13 protein-coding genes and 1 pseudogene are annotated in these 17,983 nt (G+C 67.4%); 7 read left to right on the top strand and 7 right to left on the bottom strand.

The window, feature by feature from the left end:
• Both GOQ09_RS10545 and GOQ09_RS10540 read left to right on the top strand, forming a co-directional pair.
• A complete protein-coding gene (locus GOQ09_RS10545) occupies positions 1-1,701 on the top strand; it encodes an NAD+ synthase (protein WP_157613380.1) in 1,701 nt (566 codons plus the stop codon).
• A gap of 8 nt (positions 1,702-1,709) precedes the next feature.
• A complete protein-coding gene (locus GOQ09_RS10540; RefSeq protein WP_157613379.1) occupies positions 1,710-2,780 on the top strand; it encodes an NUDIX domain-containing protein in 1,071 nt (356 codons plus the stop codon).
• 15 nt (positions 2,781-2,795) lie between these two features.
• On the opposite strand, the gene GOQ09_RS10535 is transcribed toward GOQ09_RS10540, so the two are convergent.
• Complete coding sequence (locus GOQ09_RS10535) at positions 2,796-3,932, bottom strand: YihY/virulence factor BrkB family protein (RefSeq protein ID WP_242631066.1); 1,137 nt, start codon at positions 3,930-3,932, stop codon at positions 2,796-2,798.
• Between the two features lie 176 nt (positions 3,933-4,108).
• A pseudogene (locus tag GOQ09_RS26600) lies at positions 4,109-7,229 on the bottom strand (autotransporter outer membrane beta-barrel domain-containing protein).
• Between the two features lie 454 nt (positions 7,230-7,683).
• Between GOQ09_RS26600 and GOQ09_RS10515 the strand changes: the two are divergent.
• Positions 7,684-8,382 (top strand): HAD-IA family hydrolase, encoded by a 699-nt coding sequence (locus tag GOQ09_RS10515; RefSeq protein WP_157613375.1) that lies wholly within the window; start codon positions 7,684-7,686, stop codon positions 8,380-8,382.
• On the opposite strand, the gene GOQ09_RS10510 is transcribed toward GOQ09_RS10515, so the two are convergent.
• From GOQ09_RS10510 to GOQ09_RS10490, 5 genes are all read right to left on the bottom strand, one after another.
• Positions 8,328-8,534 carry a hypothetical protein gene (locus tag GOQ09_RS10510; RefSeq protein ID WP_157613374.1) on the bottom strand — a complete coding sequence of 69 codons (207 nt, stop codon included), beginning with the start codon at positions 8,532-8,534 and terminating at the stop codon, positions 8,328-8,330. The two genes, GOQ09_RS10515 and GOQ09_RS10510, sit on opposite strands and share 55 nt — an antisense overlap.
• Before the next feature lie 63 nt (positions 8,535-8,597).
• Positions 8,598-9,092 (bottom strand): Lrp/AsnC family transcriptional regulator, encoded by a 495-nt coding sequence (locus tag GOQ09_RS10505; RefSeq protein ID WP_015865681.1) that lies wholly within the window; start codon positions 9,090-9,092, stop codon positions 8,598-8,600.
• 70 nt (positions 9,093-9,162) lie between these two features.
• Positions 9,163-10,566, bottom strand: coding sequence for an aspartate aminotransferase family protein (locus GOQ09_RS10500; RefSeq protein ID WP_157613373.1), 1,404 nt, complete (start codon positions 10,564-10,566; stop codon positions 9,163-9,165).
• Between the two features lie 159 nt (positions 10,567-10,725).
• Positions 10,726-11,658, bottom strand: coding sequence for a 2-hydroxyacid dehydrogenase (locus tag GOQ09_RS10495; RefSeq protein WP_157613372.1), 933 nt, complete (start codon positions 11,656-11,658; stop codon positions 10,726-10,728).
• A 300-nt stretch (positions 11,659-11,958) separates the two neighbouring features.
• Positions 11,959-12,837 (bottom strand): GNAT family N-acetyltransferase, encoded by an 879-nt coding sequence (locus GOQ09_RS10490; RefSeq protein ID WP_157613371.1) that lies wholly within the window; start codon positions 12,835-12,837, stop codon positions 11,959-11,961.
• A gap of 464 nt (positions 12,838-13,301) precedes the next feature.
• Between GOQ09_RS10490 and GOQ09_RS10485 the strand changes: the two genes are divergently transcribed.
• From GOQ09_RS10485 to GOQ09_RS10470, 4 genes are all read left to right on the top strand, one after another.
• Entirely contained in the window at positions 13,302-13,967 is a 666-nt protein-coding gene (locus tag GOQ09_RS10485) for a haloacid dehalogenase type II (RefSeq protein ID WP_157613370.1), read from the top strand.
• Between the two features lie 26 nt (positions 13,968-13,993).
• Positions 13,994-15,286, top strand: a complete 1,293-nt coding sequence (locus GOQ09_RS10480) for an NAD(P)/FAD-dependent oxidoreductase (RefSeq protein ID WP_157613369.1) — start codon at positions 13,994-13,996, stop codon at positions 15,284-15,286.
• Positions 15,287-15,363: 77 nt separating this feature from the next.
• Positions 15,364-16,986: an ABC transporter substrate-binding protein gene (locus GOQ09_RS10475; RefSeq protein WP_157613368.1), complete on the top strand. Its 1,623-nt coding sequence runs from the start codon at positions 15,364-15,366 to the stop codon at positions 16,984-16,986.
• 40 nt (positions 16,987-17,026) lie between these two features.
• Complete coding sequence (locus GOQ09_RS10470; protein ID WP_157613367.1) at positions 17,027-17,983, top strand: ABC transporter permease; 957 nt, start codon at positions 17,027-17,029, stop codon at positions 17,981-17,983.

Here is a 17,983-nt window from a genome sequence, read left to right as displayed (position 1 = left end):
ATGCTCCGAATCACCGCCGCCCAACTCAACTACACCATCGGCGACCTGCGCGGCAATGCCGCGCGAATGATCGAGGCTGCGCGCAAGGCATCGTCAGAAGAGGCCGACCTGGTCGTGTTTTCCGAAATGTCGCTCACCGCCTACTACCCGGCCGACCTGCTGGAAGAAGAAGGCTTCATGGACCGCGTGGAGGCCGCTTTCCAGGAGCTGCTGTCGGCATCTCGCCAGATGCCTGCGCTGCACTGGGCCGTCGGGTTGCCGGCACGGCGCGAAGGCGCAGGCAAGAAGCTTCGCAACGTGCTGCGCGTCATCCGCGGGGGCGAAGTGCTGCTCGAATACACCAAGCAACTGCTGCCCACCTACAACATCTTCGACGAGCGCCGTCACTTCGAACCGGGGCCCGACGTGGCGCGCGTGCTTCGCATCCGCGACTTTCAGGTGGGCCTGCTGATCTGCGAGGACGGTTGGAACGACGAGGGGCAGGACTACCTCGTGAATCCGTTCGAGCGCATGCGCGATGCGGCGCCCGACCTGGTGGTGTCGATCAACGCGAGCCCGTCGAACATCGGCAAGCGCGAGCAGCGGCACCAGATCTTCGGCGCGGCCAGCCGCCGCAATGGCCTGCCGATCCTTTACGTCAACCAGGTGGGAGGCCACGACCAGCTCGTGTACGACGGGGCGTCGTTTGCGGTCGAGCCGCAGGCCGGTGTAGTGTACGAAGCGCGGCGCTTCGCGGAAGAAGTGAGCACGCTGTGTTTCGACAAGGGCCGCTTCTTGACGATAGCCGGCAAGGCTCCGTCGCCGGTCGCACCGGAGGGCTTGCCAGCCCTGGAGTTCTACCGCCAGCAGATCGTGCTGGGCCTGCGCGACTATGCGCGGCGCTGCGGGTTTCGCCAGGCCGTTGTCGGCTCGTCGGGCGGCATCGACTCGGCCCTGACACTGGCGCTGGCGGTCGAAGCGCTGGGGGCCGAGAACGTGGTCGGCATCACGATGCCGTCGAGCTTTTCATCGGAAGGTTCGGTCAGCGACTCCGAAGCCCTGTGCCGCAACCTGGGCGTGCCGCTCAAGCACCATGCCATTGCGGGCATCGTGTCGCAGTTCACGCAAGGTTTCGAATCGGCATTGGGCGGCGAGCTGCGCGGCGTGGCTCTGGAGAATCTTCAGGCGCGCGTGCGGGGCACCATTCTCATGGAGTACTCCAACAGCTTCGGCCATCTGCTGCTGACCACGGGCAACAAGTCCGAGATCTCGGTCGGCTATTGCACGCTCTACGGCGACACCAACGGCGGCCTGGGCCTGATCGGCGATCTCTACAAGACCGAGGTCTTCGCCCTCTCGCGGCACTTGAACGAAACGGCGGGTCGCGAGATCATTCCCCAGGCCATCATCGACAAGGAGCCCTCGGCCGAACTGGCGCCGGGCCAGAAGGATGTCGACAGCCTGCCGCCCTATCCCGTGCTCGACCAGATCCTCAAGCTGCTGATCGAAGGCTCCCGACTTGCGCAGCACGAGTACCAGGAGGCGCGCGCATTCGTCGACACGCTGCGCGCCCAAGCATCCGGCGAAGCGCTTCTCGAGCGCATCCGCGGCATGGTCGCGCGCAATGAATACAAGCGGCGGCAATCGCCGCCGATCGTCCGGGTCAGGGCGCGAGCCTTCGGCTCCGGGCGCCAGATGCCGATTGCAGCCAAACTGTCTTGAGAACCCCAATGACAAACCAACTACCAGCCACACCCCAGGCCCACGACGTCGCCGTCTACATCGGGCGATTCCAGATCTTCCACAACGCGCAGCTCGCGCTGCTGAGGCGCGCGCTGGCCGCGGCGCCCGAATGCGTGGTGGTGTTGGGCTCCTCTTTCCAGGCCCGCACGCCCCGCAATCCCTTCACGTGGGAAGAGCGCGCGGAAATGATTCGCCTCGCCCTGCCGCAAGCAGACCGCGAGCGGCTGAAGTTCTTGCCCGTGCGCGACTACTACGACCAGGCGCGCTGGGTGGCGGCCGTGAAACAGGGCGTGGCCGAGATGTACCCAGCCCAACCCTCGGTGCTGCTGGTCGGCCACCTGAAGGACGCGACCAGCGTGTACCTGCGCGACTTTCCGCAATGGACGCTCGACGACACCGGCTTGCAGGGTGACATTCACGCCAGCGCTTTGCGCGATGCGTACTTTGGAGCGGCGGCCGATGGTTCGCTGGAAGCGGCTCTGGCTGCATTGGTGAACCAGGCACCCGCGAGCACGCTGCAGTTTCTGCGCGCCTGGGCAAGCCTGCCGCACTATGCCGCGCTGACACAAGAATGGGAGAGCCTGCGCCAGGACAAGGCCATGTGGGCGGGCACGCCCTACCCCGTCATCTTCGTCACGGTCGACACGGTGGTTCAGTGCGGCGACCAGGTGCTGCTGATCCGGCGCGGCCGCTCGCCGGGCAAGGGCATGCTGGCGGTGCCGGGCGGCTATCTCGAGCCGCGAGAAACGGTGTGGCAGTCGGCCCTGCGCGAGCTCGACGAGGAAACCGGCTTGCGCCTGCTCGACAGCGACATTCAAAGCGCGTTCAAGGCGGTGCAGGTGTTCGACAACCCAGACCGCAGCCAGAAGGGCCGCGTCATTACCCACGCGCACTGGTTCGACCTGGGCCCGCGCCGCCCGCCGGAGCTGACGGCCGGCGACGACGCATCATCCGCCGAGTGGGTGCCCATTGCAAAGCTGGCCGGCATGGAAGACCAGTTCCATGACGATCACTTCCACATACTCGACTCCTTCTTCGGGCTGACGCGGTCCAAGTGAGGGCCGGATTTCGCCTCACCCCGTGCGGCGAATTTCCCGTTGCATGCGCGCGGCACGGCGGCGGCGCTGCTTGCGCCGCCGCGCAAGCAGCGTGGTCGTCACGCTGATCGCAAACAGGCCGATCGCCTGCTGTAGCAGCTTGGCGGTGGCCTTCCTTGTGCGCACCTCGAGTGCCCGCTGCGCGTTTTCCATCTTCTCGATCGCCTCGAGCTTCTCCGTTCCGGGCTGCCGTGCAGCGGCGCTGTCCGTGCCCGTGCGGGCCTGCTCCGCCGCGGCCTCCGTCGCAGCCTGCGCCCTGGAGGCGGCCACCGAGCCATGGGCATTGGCATAGACCTTGGTGAACTCCGCACCCAGCAGGAATATCTGCGCGGCGTAATACACCCAGGCCAGCAGCACCACCAGCGAGCCGGCCGCGGCAAACGATTCGCTGACGCTGCTTTTTCCGAGGTACAGGCCAATCAGTACCTTGCCGACCTCGAAGAGAACCGCCGTTACCACCGCGCCAATCCACACGTCAGGCCATGCGATGGGCGTGCTCGGCATCAGCTTGAAGATCATTGCGAACAGCAGCGTGAGAATGCCCAGCGTAACCAGCGCGTTGGCAACCTGCAGCAAGAGCTCCCACCCCGGGAAAAGCCCGCTGCTCCAGCTGCCCACCGCCGCCAGCGCGGCACTGACGACCAGCGACACCATCAGCAGAAAGGCAAGCCCAAGAATCAGGCCGAACGACAGCACCCGCGCACGCAGAATGCCCCACACGCCGCTCGGCTTCGCGCGCTCGGGCACATGCCAGATGCGGTCGAGCGCGCTTTGCAGTTCGGCAAACACCGTGGTGGCGCCGACGATCAACACCACCACGCTGATGGCCCCGGCAATCAGTCCGCGAGACGGCTCGTTGGCGCTCTTGACCAGGGCCTGCACCGCCTGCGCACCCTCCTGGCCGATCAGTCCCGACAGCTGCGCGGCAATCTGGCCTTGCACGGCCTCGGTGCCGAAGAGCGCGCCTGCCACGGCAATGACGATCACCAGCAAGGGCGCGAGCGAGAACATCGTGTAGTACGAGATCGCCGCGCCCATGCTGGGTGCGAAGTCGTCGACCCAGGCCATGGCCGCCTCTTTGCAAAGGCGGGGGAGTTGCTTGAGCTTGTTCATGGTGGGCATTCGCCGGGCCCCGATCAATGTCGATGTTGGATGCCAGGCGTGCCCTCGCCCGCCTGCAGGCTGAACGTGGCTCTTTCATGCAGGCTTTGTTGTAGGTAGACACCGCGTCGGTGTGCTGGCGCAGTCGCACTCCCGCAACTGCGCCAGCGCAGGCAGCAATGCCCGCCTCACCACTTCACGCGCACACCCACCGATGCATTGATCGAGCTCTTCACCCTGGTGTCGCCGCCCGAGGCCCACAGCTTGCCCACTTCGCCGTAGACGCTCGTCCTGTTGCCGAGCGCGAGGGTGAAGCCGCCGGCCAGCTCGGTGCTCGTGCCGCCGGTGGACGATGCGATGTCGGTGCGGCTCGCGCCGTTGACGAAGCGCGCAATGTCCGCGCCGCTCGAGCTCCGGTAGACGTTGAAGCGCCCGTATGGCTGGAGCGTGCCCAGGCCGGTGGCAACCGTGCCCTTGACCCGCACCCCTGCGCGCACGATCCAGCCGCTGTCGGCGTCCGGCTGCACGATTGCGCCGGCGATGACCGAGTTGTCCAGGTCCAGTTGCTGGTGCACCAGTTGCAGCTGCGGCTCGACGCTCCAGCCGCTGGCGCCCAGCGGAAAGGCTTGGCCCACTTCGATGGAGCCCAGCAGGCTGCGGCCCTTGCCTTCGACTCCCGCACCCAGCACCGGCTCCACCGTGTAGCGGTGCCGGCCCGACTGCACCACCGCGTCGGCATAGAAGCCGCCGTTGCCGGTGTAGGTGCCGTAAATGCCGAAGTACTGGCTGCGCAGGTCGTTGCGGCCCACGTGCTGGTTTTGCAGGCCGCTCGCAAAGCCGCTGACTCGCCCGTCGCCGTCGAGCTGGCCCACGTAGAGGCCGGCGCGCCAGTTGGTTGCGGCCATCAAATCTGTGCCGGCCTGGAAGCCCGTAAGGCGGCCCTTGCTGGAGGGCGAGACGGTGCCGCCCTGGCGAATGTCGATGTCGGTGGAGAGCACGCGGGCCCAGGCGCGGCGCTCCGAGCCCGCGGGGCTTGTCGAAGTTGCAGCGGCGCCTTTTGCATCGTCATCGCCTATGCGCTTGTGCAGGTCGCCGATCATCGCAAGGTTTCCCTGGCGCAGTTGGCTCGGCAGCGCCGCATACAGCGAGGCTTCGGCGCGGTAGGTGGGCACGATGATGCCGAGCACAGGTTCGGGGGCGGCAAGGCCCTCTCCGCTCGGTGCGGCAGCGCCCCCGCCTTCGGTCGGCGGGGTGCCGCCGCCGTCGCCCGGAGGAACGACGGTCGTGGTCGACCGCAAATACCAATTCTCCCCCGCCCCCGAGGCATCCCCCGCATGCAACCGGTACTCGTAGGCCCCCGCATCCACATGCCCGCCGGCCAGGCGGAACGCATCGCGCGTGGTCTGCGCCGTCGTCGTGGCCCCGTTCATCGCCGTCACCACCTCGATGCCGCTGCCCACCGTCAGCGCTCCCAGCCCGCCCAGGTTCGTCACCTGGATGTTCGTCGTGCCGCTGGCAATCGCCGTGCAGCCGCTCAAAATCAGCCGGTCGCTCAGGCTGCCGCTGCCCCCCCCAGCGCCGTACCCAGGCGCAGCGTGCCGCCGTTGCCCACCCAGGGCCCCTGCACCGTCAGCGTCGCCCCCGGCGAGCCGCTCAGCAGCGACACCGTGCCCGCGCTGGCCATGCCCGCAATGGTCTGGCTGTGCCCCGCCAGGTCCAGCACCGCCCCCGCGTCCACCGTGAACGCGCTCGCGCTGCTGAAGCTGCCCGCCGCCCCCGCGCGCAGGCTGCCCGCCGCCACCCGGGTGGCGCCCGTGTACGTGTTCGCCCCGCTCAGGGTCAATGTGCCCGCGCCCACCTTCACCAGCTCGCCCGCGCCCGAGACCGGGCCCGACCAGCCCAGCCCGTGGCCGTTGCTGTCGATCGTGCCCGTGCCGCCCAGCAGCAGCGCATTGCCCAGGTCCAGCCCGTCCGCGCCGGCCACGATGCGCGCGCTCGCGCCGCTGTCGATCGCCACCGCGCCCAGCAGCGTGCCGCCCGCGTTCAGCACCAGGCGGTTGCTGCTGCCGCCGGTGAAGGCCACCGCCGGCGCGCGTGTGAGCCCGTCGCCGCCCAGCCCGCCGGCCAGGGTGCCGCTGTTCTGCAGGTCCAGGTCGGCGCCCCTCACCCCGGCGCCGCCGGAACCCGGAAGACCTGCGGCCCCGCCGTTGCTGCTGGCTCCACCGGCACCCCCCGCCCCGCCGGCGATGGTGCCGCTGTTGATCACGATTGCACCCCCTGCGCCGACCGAGGCCAGCCCGGCCCCGCCGTCGCCGCCGTTGCCCGGCGTGCCGGTGCCGCCACCCCGCCGCCGCCGGCACCGCCCGCGCCCCCGGCGCCGCCCAGGAGCTGGCCGGTGTTGACCACTGTCACTGCCGCGCTGCCCGCGAGCGTGAGGCCCGCCCCGCCGGCGCCGCCGCCGCCGCCCGAGGCGTTGCTGCGCGCCGGCAGCGATTCGGATCCGCCCGCGCCGCCGGCGCCGCCCGCCGAGGTGCCGTCGTGGGTCAATGTGAGCCCCGGGGTGGCGCTGCGCAGCCACAGCCCGCTGCCGCCGCCGCTGCCGCCGCCGCCGGCCTGGGAGAAGGCATCGCCGCCCGCACCGCCGGCGCCGCCGGTGAAGACGCCGCTGGCGGTCACATCGGCCAGGGGGTCGAGCAGCGTGGCGCCATGGCCGCCCGCACCGCCGCCGCCCGCGGCCCAGTAGCCATGGCCGCCGGCGCCGCCGGCACCGCCGGTGGCGGAGAAGCCGGCCGCGGTGGTGGCCGGGCCCATGGCATTGCCGATCTGGCCGCCGCCGCCCCCGCCGCCGTAGCCGTTGCCGCTGGCGATGTCGCCGGTCTGGGACTGGCCGGCGGCACCCGCGTCGCCCTGCCACACGCCGGGCGAGACCTCTGTGGTGGCGGCACCAGCCGCACCGCCTGCGCCGGGGGTGGCGCCGCCGAAGCTGCCGATGTCGGCGGCGCTGCCGGCGCTGGGGCCGGCCTCGGTGGAGGCGCCGCCGTCGCCGCCGTGGGCGTTGACCGTCGTGTCGTTGATCCCGCCGGTGCCGCCCTGGCCGTCGCTGCCGCCGTCGCCGGCGCGCAGGGCGGTCTCGCCCACGGGCTGGCCGCCGCTGCCGCCGGCGGCGCCTGCGGGCAGGGCCAGGGCTGCGCCCAGAAGCAGCACGGACAGGGCGATGGCGTGCAGGCGGTGGTCGGCCACGGTGCCCACGATGTCGACCGGGGACTTGTCGATCGGAGAATTCCAAAAAACACGAATAGTCTTGTTCACAGCCTTTTCCTTAATGCTTAAGTTCTTTGCGACCGCATCCAGGCAGGCGTTTGAAAAGTTGCCTCCACTGACCCGGATCCCGTTCCGCAAGGTCAATGTAAACAGACGTACTAACTCGTGACATACCCCATCGGGTACCTCGTTTGAGGCAGGCCAGGGAGCGCGGGAACGCACCTTGTCGATCCATTCGACAAAGGCAACCGCACGCAAATTGCGCCGCGGCAACAGAAAAGACCCGGCCAAATACCCCACCTTGCGTCGAGATGTAATTAATGTTTCCTCAAGGAAAGCGATCGTTTGGCGGCGCCGCCAAAGAAGATGCCGGCGCGGCACCGATTGCGAAATCCCGTGCTGATTCACCGGCCCACTTCGGTTCGAACGGATCCACCGGCGCTCCTATGCTCATCGACGAACGGCATCTCTTGCCTTGTCCGCACCGATTGGAGCTATTCGCATGTCCCTGCAAGATTTCAAGGTTCTTACGTTCGACGTGGTCGGCACGTTGATCGACTTCGAGGGCGGCATGCTCGCCTACCTTCGCTCGGCGGTGCCCGATGCGCGCGTGAGCGACGAGGAATTTCTGGCCGCCTACCGAAAGGCCCGCGCCGACGGCAATGCCGGCTGGTACCCCGACGACCTGGAGCGCTGCTGGCATGCCATCGCACCCGCGCTGGGCCTGCCTGACAGCGATGCGCTGGCGCAAGGCCTGCGCGCTTCCGTTGCGCAGTGGCCCGCGTTCCCGGATTCAGTGGAAGCCCTCAAGCGGCTGCACAAGCGCTTCAAGCTCGTCACCATGACCAATGCGCAGCACTGGGCGCTCGCCCATTTCGACAAGACGCTGGGCTCGCCCTTCGACATGCTGCTGAGCTGCGACGATGCGCTGTGCGAGAAGCCCGATGCGCGCTACTTCGCCTACGCTCGCGGCCGCTTCGAAGGCGCCTGGGGCTACAAGCAGGCCGACAACCTGCACGTGGCGCAAAGCCAATACCACGACATCGGCATCTCGAAGGAACTGGGCATTGCCACCTGCTGGATCGAGCGGCGCCACGCGCAAAAAGGCTCCGGCGGAACCATCGAATCCAAGCGCACCGAACCCGACTACCACTTCCGCACGCTCGCCGAACTGGCCGATGCGGTAGACGCGGGGCGCTGACCGCGCTGCGCCACGAGATCGATCTCGATGCGCGCGCCCTTGGCCGGGCCGACGGCCAGAAGCCCGGGCAGCACAATGCCCAAGTGCGGCAGCGCGTTGTAGAACAAGATCAGCTGCAGCACCAGCGGCGTGCCGCGGAAGATCGACCGCATAGCCGCGGGGAACGCGGCCGAACCGCGACGAGGCCGGCGCAAGCCCCGGCCTTCTACACGCGATCAGCGCGGGTGTGGAAACAGCCGCTCGATCGGGCAATGCGTCTTGATGAACGGCGACTTGATGACGATGTAGCTGAAGTACTTCGAGATGCCGATGTTGCGCTCGAGCAGTTCCTCGATCACTTCCTGGTAGTGGTTCACCCCGCGCGTCAGGAAACGCAGCAGGTAGTCGTAGCCGCCGCTCACCAGGTGGCATTCGAGCACCTCGTCCACCTCGCGGATCGCGGCCTCGAAGCGCACGAAGTCTTCGCGGTGATGGTCTTGCAGCGTGACCTCGGTGAACACTGTGAGCGTGTCGCCGAGCTTTTCGAGCCGTAGATGCGCACCGTAGCCGGCGATGTAGCCGGCCTGTTCGAGCCGCTTCACGCGAATGAGGCAGGGGCTGGGCGACAGGCCGACGGCATCGGCCAGGTCGACGTTGGTCATGCGCCCGTTCTGTTGCAACTGGGCCAGGATGCGCAGGTCGAGTCGGTCGATTTTGAAAGCTTCAGACATGGCGGTCCTGAAAAAGCGGAGAAGTCCGATTCTGCTTTGCCGGCGGAGCCCTGAGGCAGTGCTTTCCCGGTCAGCCAGCCAGCGCTGCGCGCACTTCGGCGGCGTCCAGCACGTCGTCCAGCGTTTTCTTCAGGCGCACGAACATCTGCGTGAACTCGTCTTCGGTGAAGGTGAGCGCCGGCGCAAAGCCCAGGATGTTGTCGCCAAAGGCGCGGAACACGAGTCCGTTGCGGTAGCCCGCAGCAAAGACGCGGTCCGCCAGGCCGAGCGATGCATCGAAACCGCGCTTGCTCTGCTTGTCGCTCACCAGCTCCAGCGCGCCCAGCAGGCCGCGGTGCCGCGAATCGCCCACCAGCGGATGCGCGCGCAGCGCATCGAGCCCCGCCGCAAAGTCGGCCGCCACGCGCTGGCCGTTGGCAAGCACCCCGCCCTCTTCGTAGAGCCGCAGCACTTCGAGCGCGACCGCCGCGCTCACCGGGTGGGCCGAGTAGGTGGCGCCGTGGCCCACCAAAGCGCCGGCGGGCGCCCCGTCGGCAATGCCGGCATAGACCTTCTCGGACATCATGGTCGCGCCCATCGGCACGTAGCCCGATGTGAGGCCCTTGGCCATGGTCATCAGGTCGGGCTCCACGCCTTCGGCCTCGCAGGCAAACATGGGGCCGGTGCGGCCGAAGCCGGTAATGACTTCGTCGACGACAAAGAGAATGTCGAGCTCGCGTGCCGCATCGCGCATGGCCTTGAGCCAGCCCTTCGGCGGCACGATCACGCCGCCAGAGCCCTGGATCGGCTCGCAGAAGAATGCGGCCACGTTCTCGGCGCCGAGTTCGGCCACCTTGGCGCGCAGCGAGGCCACCGAGGCGGCGATCAGCGCCTGCGGGTCGGCCCCTTCGGCGTGGCGATACGGGTTGGGCGACGGAATGTAGTGCTGCGTGGGCAGCGGCAGGTCGAAGCCCCGGTGAAAAACCGGCAAGGCCGTGAGCCCCGCGCCGGTCGACGAAGAGCCGTGGTAGCCGCGCTCCAGCGCAATGAACTGCTTTTTCGACGGTTTGCCGATGGCGTTGTAGTACTGCACGATGAAGCGCACGGCCGCATCGACGGCTTCGGAGCCGCCGAGCGTCATGTACACGCGGGTCAGCGAAGCGGGCGTGATCTGCACCAGCTTTTCGGCCAGGCGAATGGCCGGCTCGCTGCTGAAGTGAAAGTAGCCGGTGGCATACGGCAGGCGCCGCATCTGTTCTGCCGCCGCCTGCACCACGCTTTCCTGGCCGTAGCCCACGTTCACGCACCAGAGGCCCGCAAACGCGTCGAGCAGTTCATGCCCGTTCGCATCGGTAAGCCATGCGCCGCGCGCCGAGGCCAGCACCGTAGGGCCGCGCTGCTCGTGCTTGCGCCATGGCGAGACGGGGTGGATGAGGTGGGCGCGGTCGAGGGCGTCGAGCGCGGCGAGTTGCGGCAATGCGGTGGGATGCGTCATGGCTGTGTGGGGTTAAGCGAGAGCGAAGGAAGCTTCCGAATGCCCTCAGCTTAGGCGGCGTGCCGCATGCCGTGGTGCTGCTTTGGGGGGTCTGCGCGAAGCACGCTGCGGTAATGCGCCTTGCCACAGCACATCATGCGGCGGGCTTTTCAATAGCCCTCAGTAGCCCTTGGCGCGGTCCACCCGGCCGACCATGGACTCGCCGGCTTCGAAGCGGCGCAGGTTGTCGAGCAAGGCTTGCGCGGCGCTCAGTGGCTGCGTCATGCTCGCGATGTGCGGAGTGAGTTGAATGCGCGGATGGCGCCAGAAGGCATGCTCAGCCGGCAGCGGTTCGGGGTCGGTCACGTCGAGCACGGCATCGCCGATGCGGCCGCTGGCGAGTGCCTCCAGAAAGTCATGTTCGACCAGATGCGGCCCGCGGCCCACGTGCACCAGCCCCGCGCCCATGGGCAACATGGAGAACAGCTTCGCTTCGAGAAAGCCGCGCGTCGAATCGGTGAGCGGCAGCAGGCACACGAGGATGTCGGTGCGCGCAAGAAACGCAGGCAACTCGTCGGCACCCGCATGGCACTGCACGCCCTGCACCTCATGCCGCGAGCGGCTCCAGCCGGCGCAGTCGAAACCCAAAGAGACAAGCTGCGCCAACACTGCCTGTCCGAGCGAGCCGAGTCCCAGCACACCTACGCGCCGTTCGCTCGCAGGTCGCACCGGCAGCGGCTTCCATTGGCCTTCCTGCTGCTGCCGGCGGTACTGGGGCATGTCGCGATGCAGGCCGAGCACCGCATGCGCCACGTACTCGACCATGCCGTTGACGATGCCAGGCTCGACCATGCGCACCACGGGCAATGTCGGAGGCAATGCGGTGAAGTCGAACTGGTCGACGCCCGCGCCAGAGGAGAACAAAACCTCCAGGTTCGGGAACAGTTCGGCAATGTCCTTCGGCGGCTCCCAGGCCGCGAGAAAGCGCACCTGCGCCGGGTCGCCTATGTCTGGCCAGATACGGAAGTCGATGTCGGGGCGGCGTTGGCTGAACACTTCGGCCCATTGGCGTCCGCGTACGGGGTCTGATTTGTAGAGGAAGGTGGTTTTCATGATTCAGGTGTGTTTTGTGTTTTTCACATTGCTGTTCAGGGCGGGCGCACAGGCCACCGGGTACTCCCCTCCGCGAATGTCCCCCGGGCTTCGCCCTCCTCCTTTATTTCGCTGCGCGGAGCACCCGATGCCCTGTGCACCTGGACACGCTGCTGGTGCACCGCTGATAAACCACCGCTCTTTGCAACGCACCCGCTGGCGGGGTGCCTTGCGCAGCGAAATAAAGGAGGAGGCCGCAGGCCGGGGACATTCGCGGAGCAAGGTACCCCGTCGGCGGGTGCGCACCACGAACCGAACAACCTAACCCACAGCCTGCGTAACGATGGCAAACAACGAAGGCGAGCCCACAGGCGCAGCAGCCGCCCCACCCCGCACCATCGTTGTCGGCGCATCCACGCGCAGCAGGCCGACGCTCTCCAGCCATTCAGCCAGGCCGCTGTCGAAGTCGATATCGATGCGCGTGAAATTGCCGGCATTCATGCCCGCAAGATGCGCAATCAGCGCCTTTGCACCCTCGACGTCGGGCGCGACCACCGGGCCGATGGAATGGCCGCGGCCAAAGCGCCGCAACATGGCGAAGCCCTTCGGCTCGTTGTCATGGTCGAGCACCACGCAGGCGTCGGCGGCTTGCAGCAGCTCGGCGACGAGGGCGTCGCGCGGCATGCCTCGAGCCGCCGCGTCGAGCGATTGAAGCGCGGGCAATTCGTTGAGGCCCGCGGGCCGCAGGCGCCAGCCGGGCTGCAGCGCAATCAGCGGTGCCGGCTGTGCAAGGCCCTGGTGCTGCCGCATCTCGCCGGTGCGCACAAAGCCGAGCCGCTCATAAAGCCCTCGCCCTTCCGCAGTGGCATGCAGCAGCACCGTGCGATCGTCCAGTCCATCGAGCAATGCACTCATGAGCCGGTGCCCGATGCGGCGGCCCTGGCAGGCGGGCGAGACGATCACGAGGCCGATGGTGGCGTGGGTCTTGCCCCAGAGCCAGCGCAGGCCTGTAGCAATGACTTCGCCGTCGCGCTCGGCCGCAACGCCTTCGGCATGCGAGAACATCTGCTCCCAGTCGGCGGGACGGTGCGGCCAACGCAGTTCGGCCGAAAGCGCATGCGCATGCGGAAGGTCGGCGGCCGTCATCGGTCTGAGCACCACGCCGTCCATGGCGGGTGCGTTCGAAGTGGGTTCAGGCATAGGGAAAACTCTCAGTTTCGGCGGAATGGCGCATCCATCTTGGACGACATTGCGGCGCCGCACCAGACCGAAATCGGCCCGTTTCGCAACTTGCAAGCTTCGGTTGCCGAGCACCCCGGTTTTGCAATTCGCTGCGGCGGAGCGGCTGCATACGCATACAAATGCTGGGCCATCGTGCCTAGGATCGACCGCCACTTCCTATGACCTTCGCCATGCACGCCCTTCAATCCGCCAAGCCAGCCTGCGCTTCAAAAGTGTGCTTGCAGACTTTGCCGCGATGCACCACGGTGCACGGCCGCACGTCCGCAGGGCACACCGCACGGCATGCCGTGGCCGGCACCGCAAACCGCAGCTTCGCTTCGCCAGGCGCCTTTTTTCCCTACATACCTCGAGCGAGGGCGTGCTGCAATCGCTTCGTAATGAGTTCGTCGCATTTGCCACCCTTTTGAACAGGAACCGAGACCATGACTTTCCGTCCCAAATACGTGACCTTCGACTGCTACGGCACCCTCACCCGGTTCCGCATGAAGGAGCTGACCGTCGACCTCTTTGCCGACCGCATCCGGCCCGAGCAGATGGAGCAGTTCGTCACCGACTTCACCGCCTACCGCTTCGATGAAGTGCTGGGTGCGTGGCAGCCCTACGAGGTGGTGCTGAAGAACGCGGTGCGCCGCCTGTGCAAGAAATGGAAGATCCAGTACTTCGACAGCGACGGGCAGAAGTACTACGACGCCGTGCCCACCTGGGGCCCTCATGACGACGTGGCCGCGGGCCTTGCCAAGGTGGCCAAGGAAATCCCGCTGGTCATTTTGTCGAACGCCTCGGACGACCAGATCCAGAAGAACGTGGCCATGCTCGGCGCGCCTTTCCACCGCGTCTACACCGCGCAGCAGGCCCAAGCCTACAAGCCGCGCCTGCAGGCCTTCGAATACATGCTCGACTCGCTCGGCTGCAACCCCGAAGACGTGCTGCACGTGTCCTCCAGCCTGCGCTACGACCTGATGTCGGCCGACGACATCGGCATCGTCAACAAGGTGTTCGTGAACCGCGGCCACGGCCCGGGCAACCCTGCCTACCGCTACACCGAGATCAAGGACATCGGCGGCCTGCCGGGCGTCGTCGGGCTCTGATTTTCCAGCTTGCAATGCCCCACGCCATGAAGCTCGACTCCTATTGGACCGATTCCGCGCCGGCCTTCGCTCCCGCGGTGCATGCACTGCCGGCGCAGGTCGATGTCGCGGTCGTGGGCGGCGGCTTCACAGGCCTTTCGGCAGCGCTGGCGCTGGCCAAGCGCGGTGCCAGGGTGGCGGTGCTGGAAGCCGGCACGCGCGTGGCCGCCGAAGCATCGGGGCGCAACGGCGGCCATGTGAACAACGGGCTGGCGGTGGACTATGCCGATGTGGCGGCCAAGGTCGGCATTGAAAAGGCCCGCGCCTGGTACCGCGCCTACGACGACGCGGTGGACACCGTCGCGCGGCTGGTGCGCGACGAAGCCATCGACTGCGACTTCATGCGCCACGGCAAGCTCAAGCTCGCCACGCGCGCCAACCAGATGGCGGCGCTTGAAAACAGCGCGCGTCGCCTCATAGGCGACGGCGTGGACACCGACGTCGAAGTCCTCGATGCGGCGCAGGTGCGCAGCGAAGTGCAGAGCGAGCGCTTCCACGGCGGCCTGCTCTACAAGCGCAGCGGCCAGATGCACATGGGCCGCTTTGCCCAGGGGCTGGCTTCGGCCGCGCAGCGCCACGGCGCGCAGATCCACACCGGCACACAGGTGAACCGCATCGAGCGGCTGGGCCAGGGCCATGCGCATCGCCTTCACACCGCCGGCGGCACCGTCACCGCGCAGCAGGTGCTGCTGGCCACGGGCGCCACGCGGCACGGCGGCTACGGCAGCTTCGGCTGGCTGCGCCGGCGCATCGTGCCCATCGGCAGCTTCATCGTGGTCACCGAGCCGCTGGGCGCCGAGCGCGCCCAGGCCCTGCTCGCGGCCCGGCGCACCTACACGACGGTCGCGAACATCCATCACTATTTCCGGCTCACGGCCGATCACCGGCTGGTGTTCGGCGGACGCGCGCGCTTCTCTGTGTCCAGCCCCCAATCGGATATGGCCAGCCGCGAGATCCTGCGCGCCGGGCTGGCCCAGACCTTCCCGCAGCTCGGCGCGGTGCGGCTCGACTATTGCTGGGGCGGCGTGGTCGACATGACGCAAGACCGGCTGCCTCATGCCGGCGAGCGCAACGGCCTCTACTACGCCATGGGCTACAGCGGACACGGCACGCAGATGTCGGTGCACATGGGCGAGCGCATGGCGGCCGTGATGAACGGCGACGCCGACGCCAACCCCTGGCAAGACCGCGACTGGCCAGCCATTCCCGGCCACATCGGCCCGCCCTGGTTCCTGCCGGCGGTCGGGCTCTATTACTCGCTCAAGGACAAGCTGGCCTGAGCGCCGCGGAGTCCGCCGTTTTCCGTTCCGTGTTTGTTCTTCAATCTTCAGTCACCGGCCCACAGGAGTCCCCCACCATGAACGACAGCAGCAACAAGAGGTTCGAAAACCTCGTCGGTCCCGACGAAAGCGTTCGCGTGATGGCGTCGCTGAAACGCGGCGCATCGCGGCGCGACATCCTGGCAATGCTGATGGCCGGCGGCATGCAGGCCACGCTCGCCGGCAGCCTTGCGGGCATGGCGGTGTCCGCCCATGCGCAAACGCCCAGGAAGGGCGGCCGGATCCGGGTGGCGGGCGCCACCGCCGCCGCCACCGACACGCTCGATCCGGCCAAGCAGTCGAACCAGACCGACTACTCGCGCTGCAACATGATCTACAACGGCCTGACCTCGCTGGACGGCAGCCTCACGCCGCAGCCCGCGCTGGCCGAATCGTTCACCACCAAGGACGCCAAGACCTGGGTCTTCACGCTGCGCAAGGGCGTGACCTTCCACGACGGCAAGGCGCTCACGCCGGCCGACGTGGTGTTCTCGGTGATGCGCCACAAGGAGCCGGCCACGGCCTCCAAGGCCAAGGTGCTGGCCGAGCAGATCGAAAGCGCCAAGGCCACCGGCCCGAACGAGATTACCTTCGTGCTCAGCGCGCCCAACGCCGACCTGCCGGTGATCCTGGGCACCTTCCACTTCCACATCGTCAAGGAAGGCACCACCGACTTTGCCGCGGGCATCGGCACCGGCCCCTACAAGCTCAAGGAGTTCAAGCCCGGCGTGCGTTCGCTGATGGTTCGCAACGACGCCTACTGGAAGCCCGGCAAGCCCTACCTCGACGAGATCGAATTCGTGGGCATTACCGACGAGAGTGCGCGCGTCAACGCGCTGCTGTCGGGCGGCATGGACCTGGTCGGCTCGGTCAACCCGCGCTCGGTGGAGCGCGTGAAGGGAACGCCCGGCTTCGGCATCCTGGTCACCCAGTCGGGCCAGTATTCCGACCTGGTGATGCGCAAGGACGTGGGCCCCGGCGCCAACCCCGACTTCGTGCTCGCCATGAAGCACCTGTTCGACCGCGAGCAGATGAAGAAGACGATTGCGCTCGACTACGCCGTGGTCGCCAACGACCAGCCCATCGACCCGACCAACCGCTTCTACTTCTCGGGCCTGCCGCAGCGCCCCTTCGACCTGGACAAGGCGAAGTTCCACCTGCAGAAGTCCGGTATCACCGGCAAGGTGCCGATGGTGGCCTCGCCCGCGGCGCTGTACTCCGTGGAGATGGCCCTGTTGCTGCAGCAGACGGCGCAGCGCGCGGGGCTGGAGATCGACATCAAGCGCATGCCGGCCGACGGCTACTGGTCGAACCACTGGCTCAACAGCCACGTGGGCTTCGGCAACGTCAACCCGCGTCCGAGCGCGGACGTGCTGCTGACGCAGTTCTTCCAGTCCGGCGCGGCGTGGAACGAGTCGCGCTGGAAGAGCGAGAAGTTCGACCAGCTGCTGCTGGCCTCGCGCGCCGAGACCGACCTGCCCAAGCGCAAGCAGATGTATGCCGACATGCAGACCATGATCCATCAGGACGCCGGCATCGGCATCCCGCTGTTCCTTTCGAGCCTGGACGGCCACACCTCCAAGCTCAAGGGTTTGTCGCCCATTCCGCTGGGCGGCCTCATGGGCTACAACTTCGCCGAGAACGTATGGCTGGACGTATAACGCGTCCGCGCCCGTTCGCCTCGTCTCCAGGAGCATCGACATGAACCATGTGATCCTGAAGCTTCTGGCCCAGCGCATCGCGCTGGCGCTGTTGTCGCTGCTGGCGGTGTCGGTGGTCGTGTTCTCGATCACCGCGGTACTGCCCGGCGATGCCGCGCAGGAGCAGCTCGGCCAGGACGCCACGCCCGAAGCCGTGGCTGCGTTGCGCGCGCAGATGGGCCTGGACGTGCCCGCGCCTGAACGCTATGCCAAGTGGCTCGTCGGCATGCTCAAGGGCGACCCCGGCCGCTCCGCGACCACGCAGATGCCGGTGGCCGAGCTGGTTGCCAGCCGCCTGCCCAACTCGCTCCTGCTGGCCGCCGTCACCGCGCTGTTCTCGGTTCCGATTGCGCTGACGCTCGGCATCGCCTCGGCGGTGTGGCGCGGCTCCTGGTTCGACCGCGCTGCATCGACCACTGCCGTGGGCGTGGTGTCGGTGCCGGAGTTCCTGGTGGCAACGCTGGCGGTGCTGGTGTTCGCGGTGCAGCTGCGCTGGTTGCCGGCGCTCTCTTTCGTCAGCGACATCGATTCACTGGGCCAGATGCTGCGCGCCTTCGCAATGCCGGTGCTGGTGCTGTGCTGCGTGATCGTGGCGCAAATGATGCGCATGACGCGCGCCGCGGTGATCGACCAGCTGGAGGCGCCCTACATCGAGATGGTGCGGCTCAAGGGCGCCTCGCCCATGCGCATGGTGCTGGCGCACGCGCTGCCCAATGCGGTGGGGCCGATCGCCAATGCCGTGGCGCTGAGCCTTTCGTACCTGCTGGGCGGCGTGATCATCGTCGAGACCATCTTCAACTATCCGGGCATTGCCAAGCTGATGGTCGATGGCGTCTCGCAGCGCGACATGCCGCTGGTGCAGACCTGCGCCATGATCTTCTGCTGCGCCTACCTGATCCTGGTGACGACCGCCGACATCTGCGGCATTCTCGCCAACCCGCGGCTGCGGCATCGCTGA

The sequence above is a fragment of the Variovorax paradoxus genome (assembly GCF_009755665.1).
GTDB lineage: Bacteria > Pseudomonadota > Gammaproteobacteria > Burkholderiales > Burkholderiaceae_C > Variovorax > Variovorax paradoxus_G.
This window is presented reverse-complemented; position numbering and strand designations above follow the sequence as displayed.

Bases quoted from the DNA above. Each gene is read 5' to 3' on its own strand.
- GOQ09_RS10545 (WP_157613380.1), top strand. From the start codon at position 1: ATGCTCCGAATCACCGCCGCCCAACTCAACTACACCATCGGCGACCTG.
- GOQ09_RS10540 (WP_157613379.1), top strand. From the start codon at position 1,710: ATGACAAACCAACTACCAGCCACACCCCAGGCCCACGACGTCGCCGTC.
- GOQ09_RS10535 (WP_242631066.1), bottom strand. From the start codon at position 3,932: ATGAACAAGCTCAAGCAACTCCCCCGCCTTTGCAAAGAGGCGGCCATG.
- GOQ09_RS10515 (WP_157613375.1), top strand. From the start codon at position 7,684: ATGTCCCTGCAAGATTTCAAGGTTCTTACGTTCGACGTGGTCGGCACG.
- GOQ09_RS10510 (WP_157613374.1), bottom strand. From the start codon at position 8,534: ATGCGGTCGATCTTCCGCGGCACGCCGCTGGTGCTGCAGCTGATCTTG.
- GOQ09_RS10505 (WP_015865681.1), bottom strand. From the start codon at position 9,092: ATGTCTGAAGCTTTCAAAATCGACCGACTCGACCTGCGCATCCTGGCC.
- GOQ09_RS10500 (WP_157613373.1), bottom strand. From the start codon at position 10,566: ATGACGCATCCCACCGCATTGCCGCAACTCGCCGCGCTCGACGCCCTC.
- GOQ09_RS10495 (WP_157613372.1), bottom strand. From the start codon at position 11,658: ATGAAAACCACCTTCCTCTACAAATCAGACCCCGTACGCGGACGCCAA.
- GOQ09_RS10490 (WP_157613371.1), bottom strand. From the start codon at position 12,837: ATGCCTGAACCCACTTCGAACGCACCCGCCATGGACGGCGTGGTGCTC.
- GOQ09_RS10485 (WP_157613370.1), top strand. From the start codon at position 13,302: ATGACTTTCCGTCCCAAATACGTGACCTTCGACTGCTACGGCACCCTC.
- GOQ09_RS10480 (WP_157613369.1), top strand. From the start codon at position 13,994: ATGAAGCTCGACTCCTATTGGACCGATTCCGCGCCGGCCTTCGCTCCC.
- GOQ09_RS10475 (WP_157613368.1), top strand. From the start codon at position 15,364: ATGAACGACAGCAGCAACAAGAGGTTCGAAAACCTCGTCGGTCCCGAC.
- GOQ09_RS10470 (WP_157613367.1), top strand. From the start codon at position 17,027: ATGAACCATGTGATCCTGAAGCTTCTGGCCCAGCGCATCGCGCTGGCG.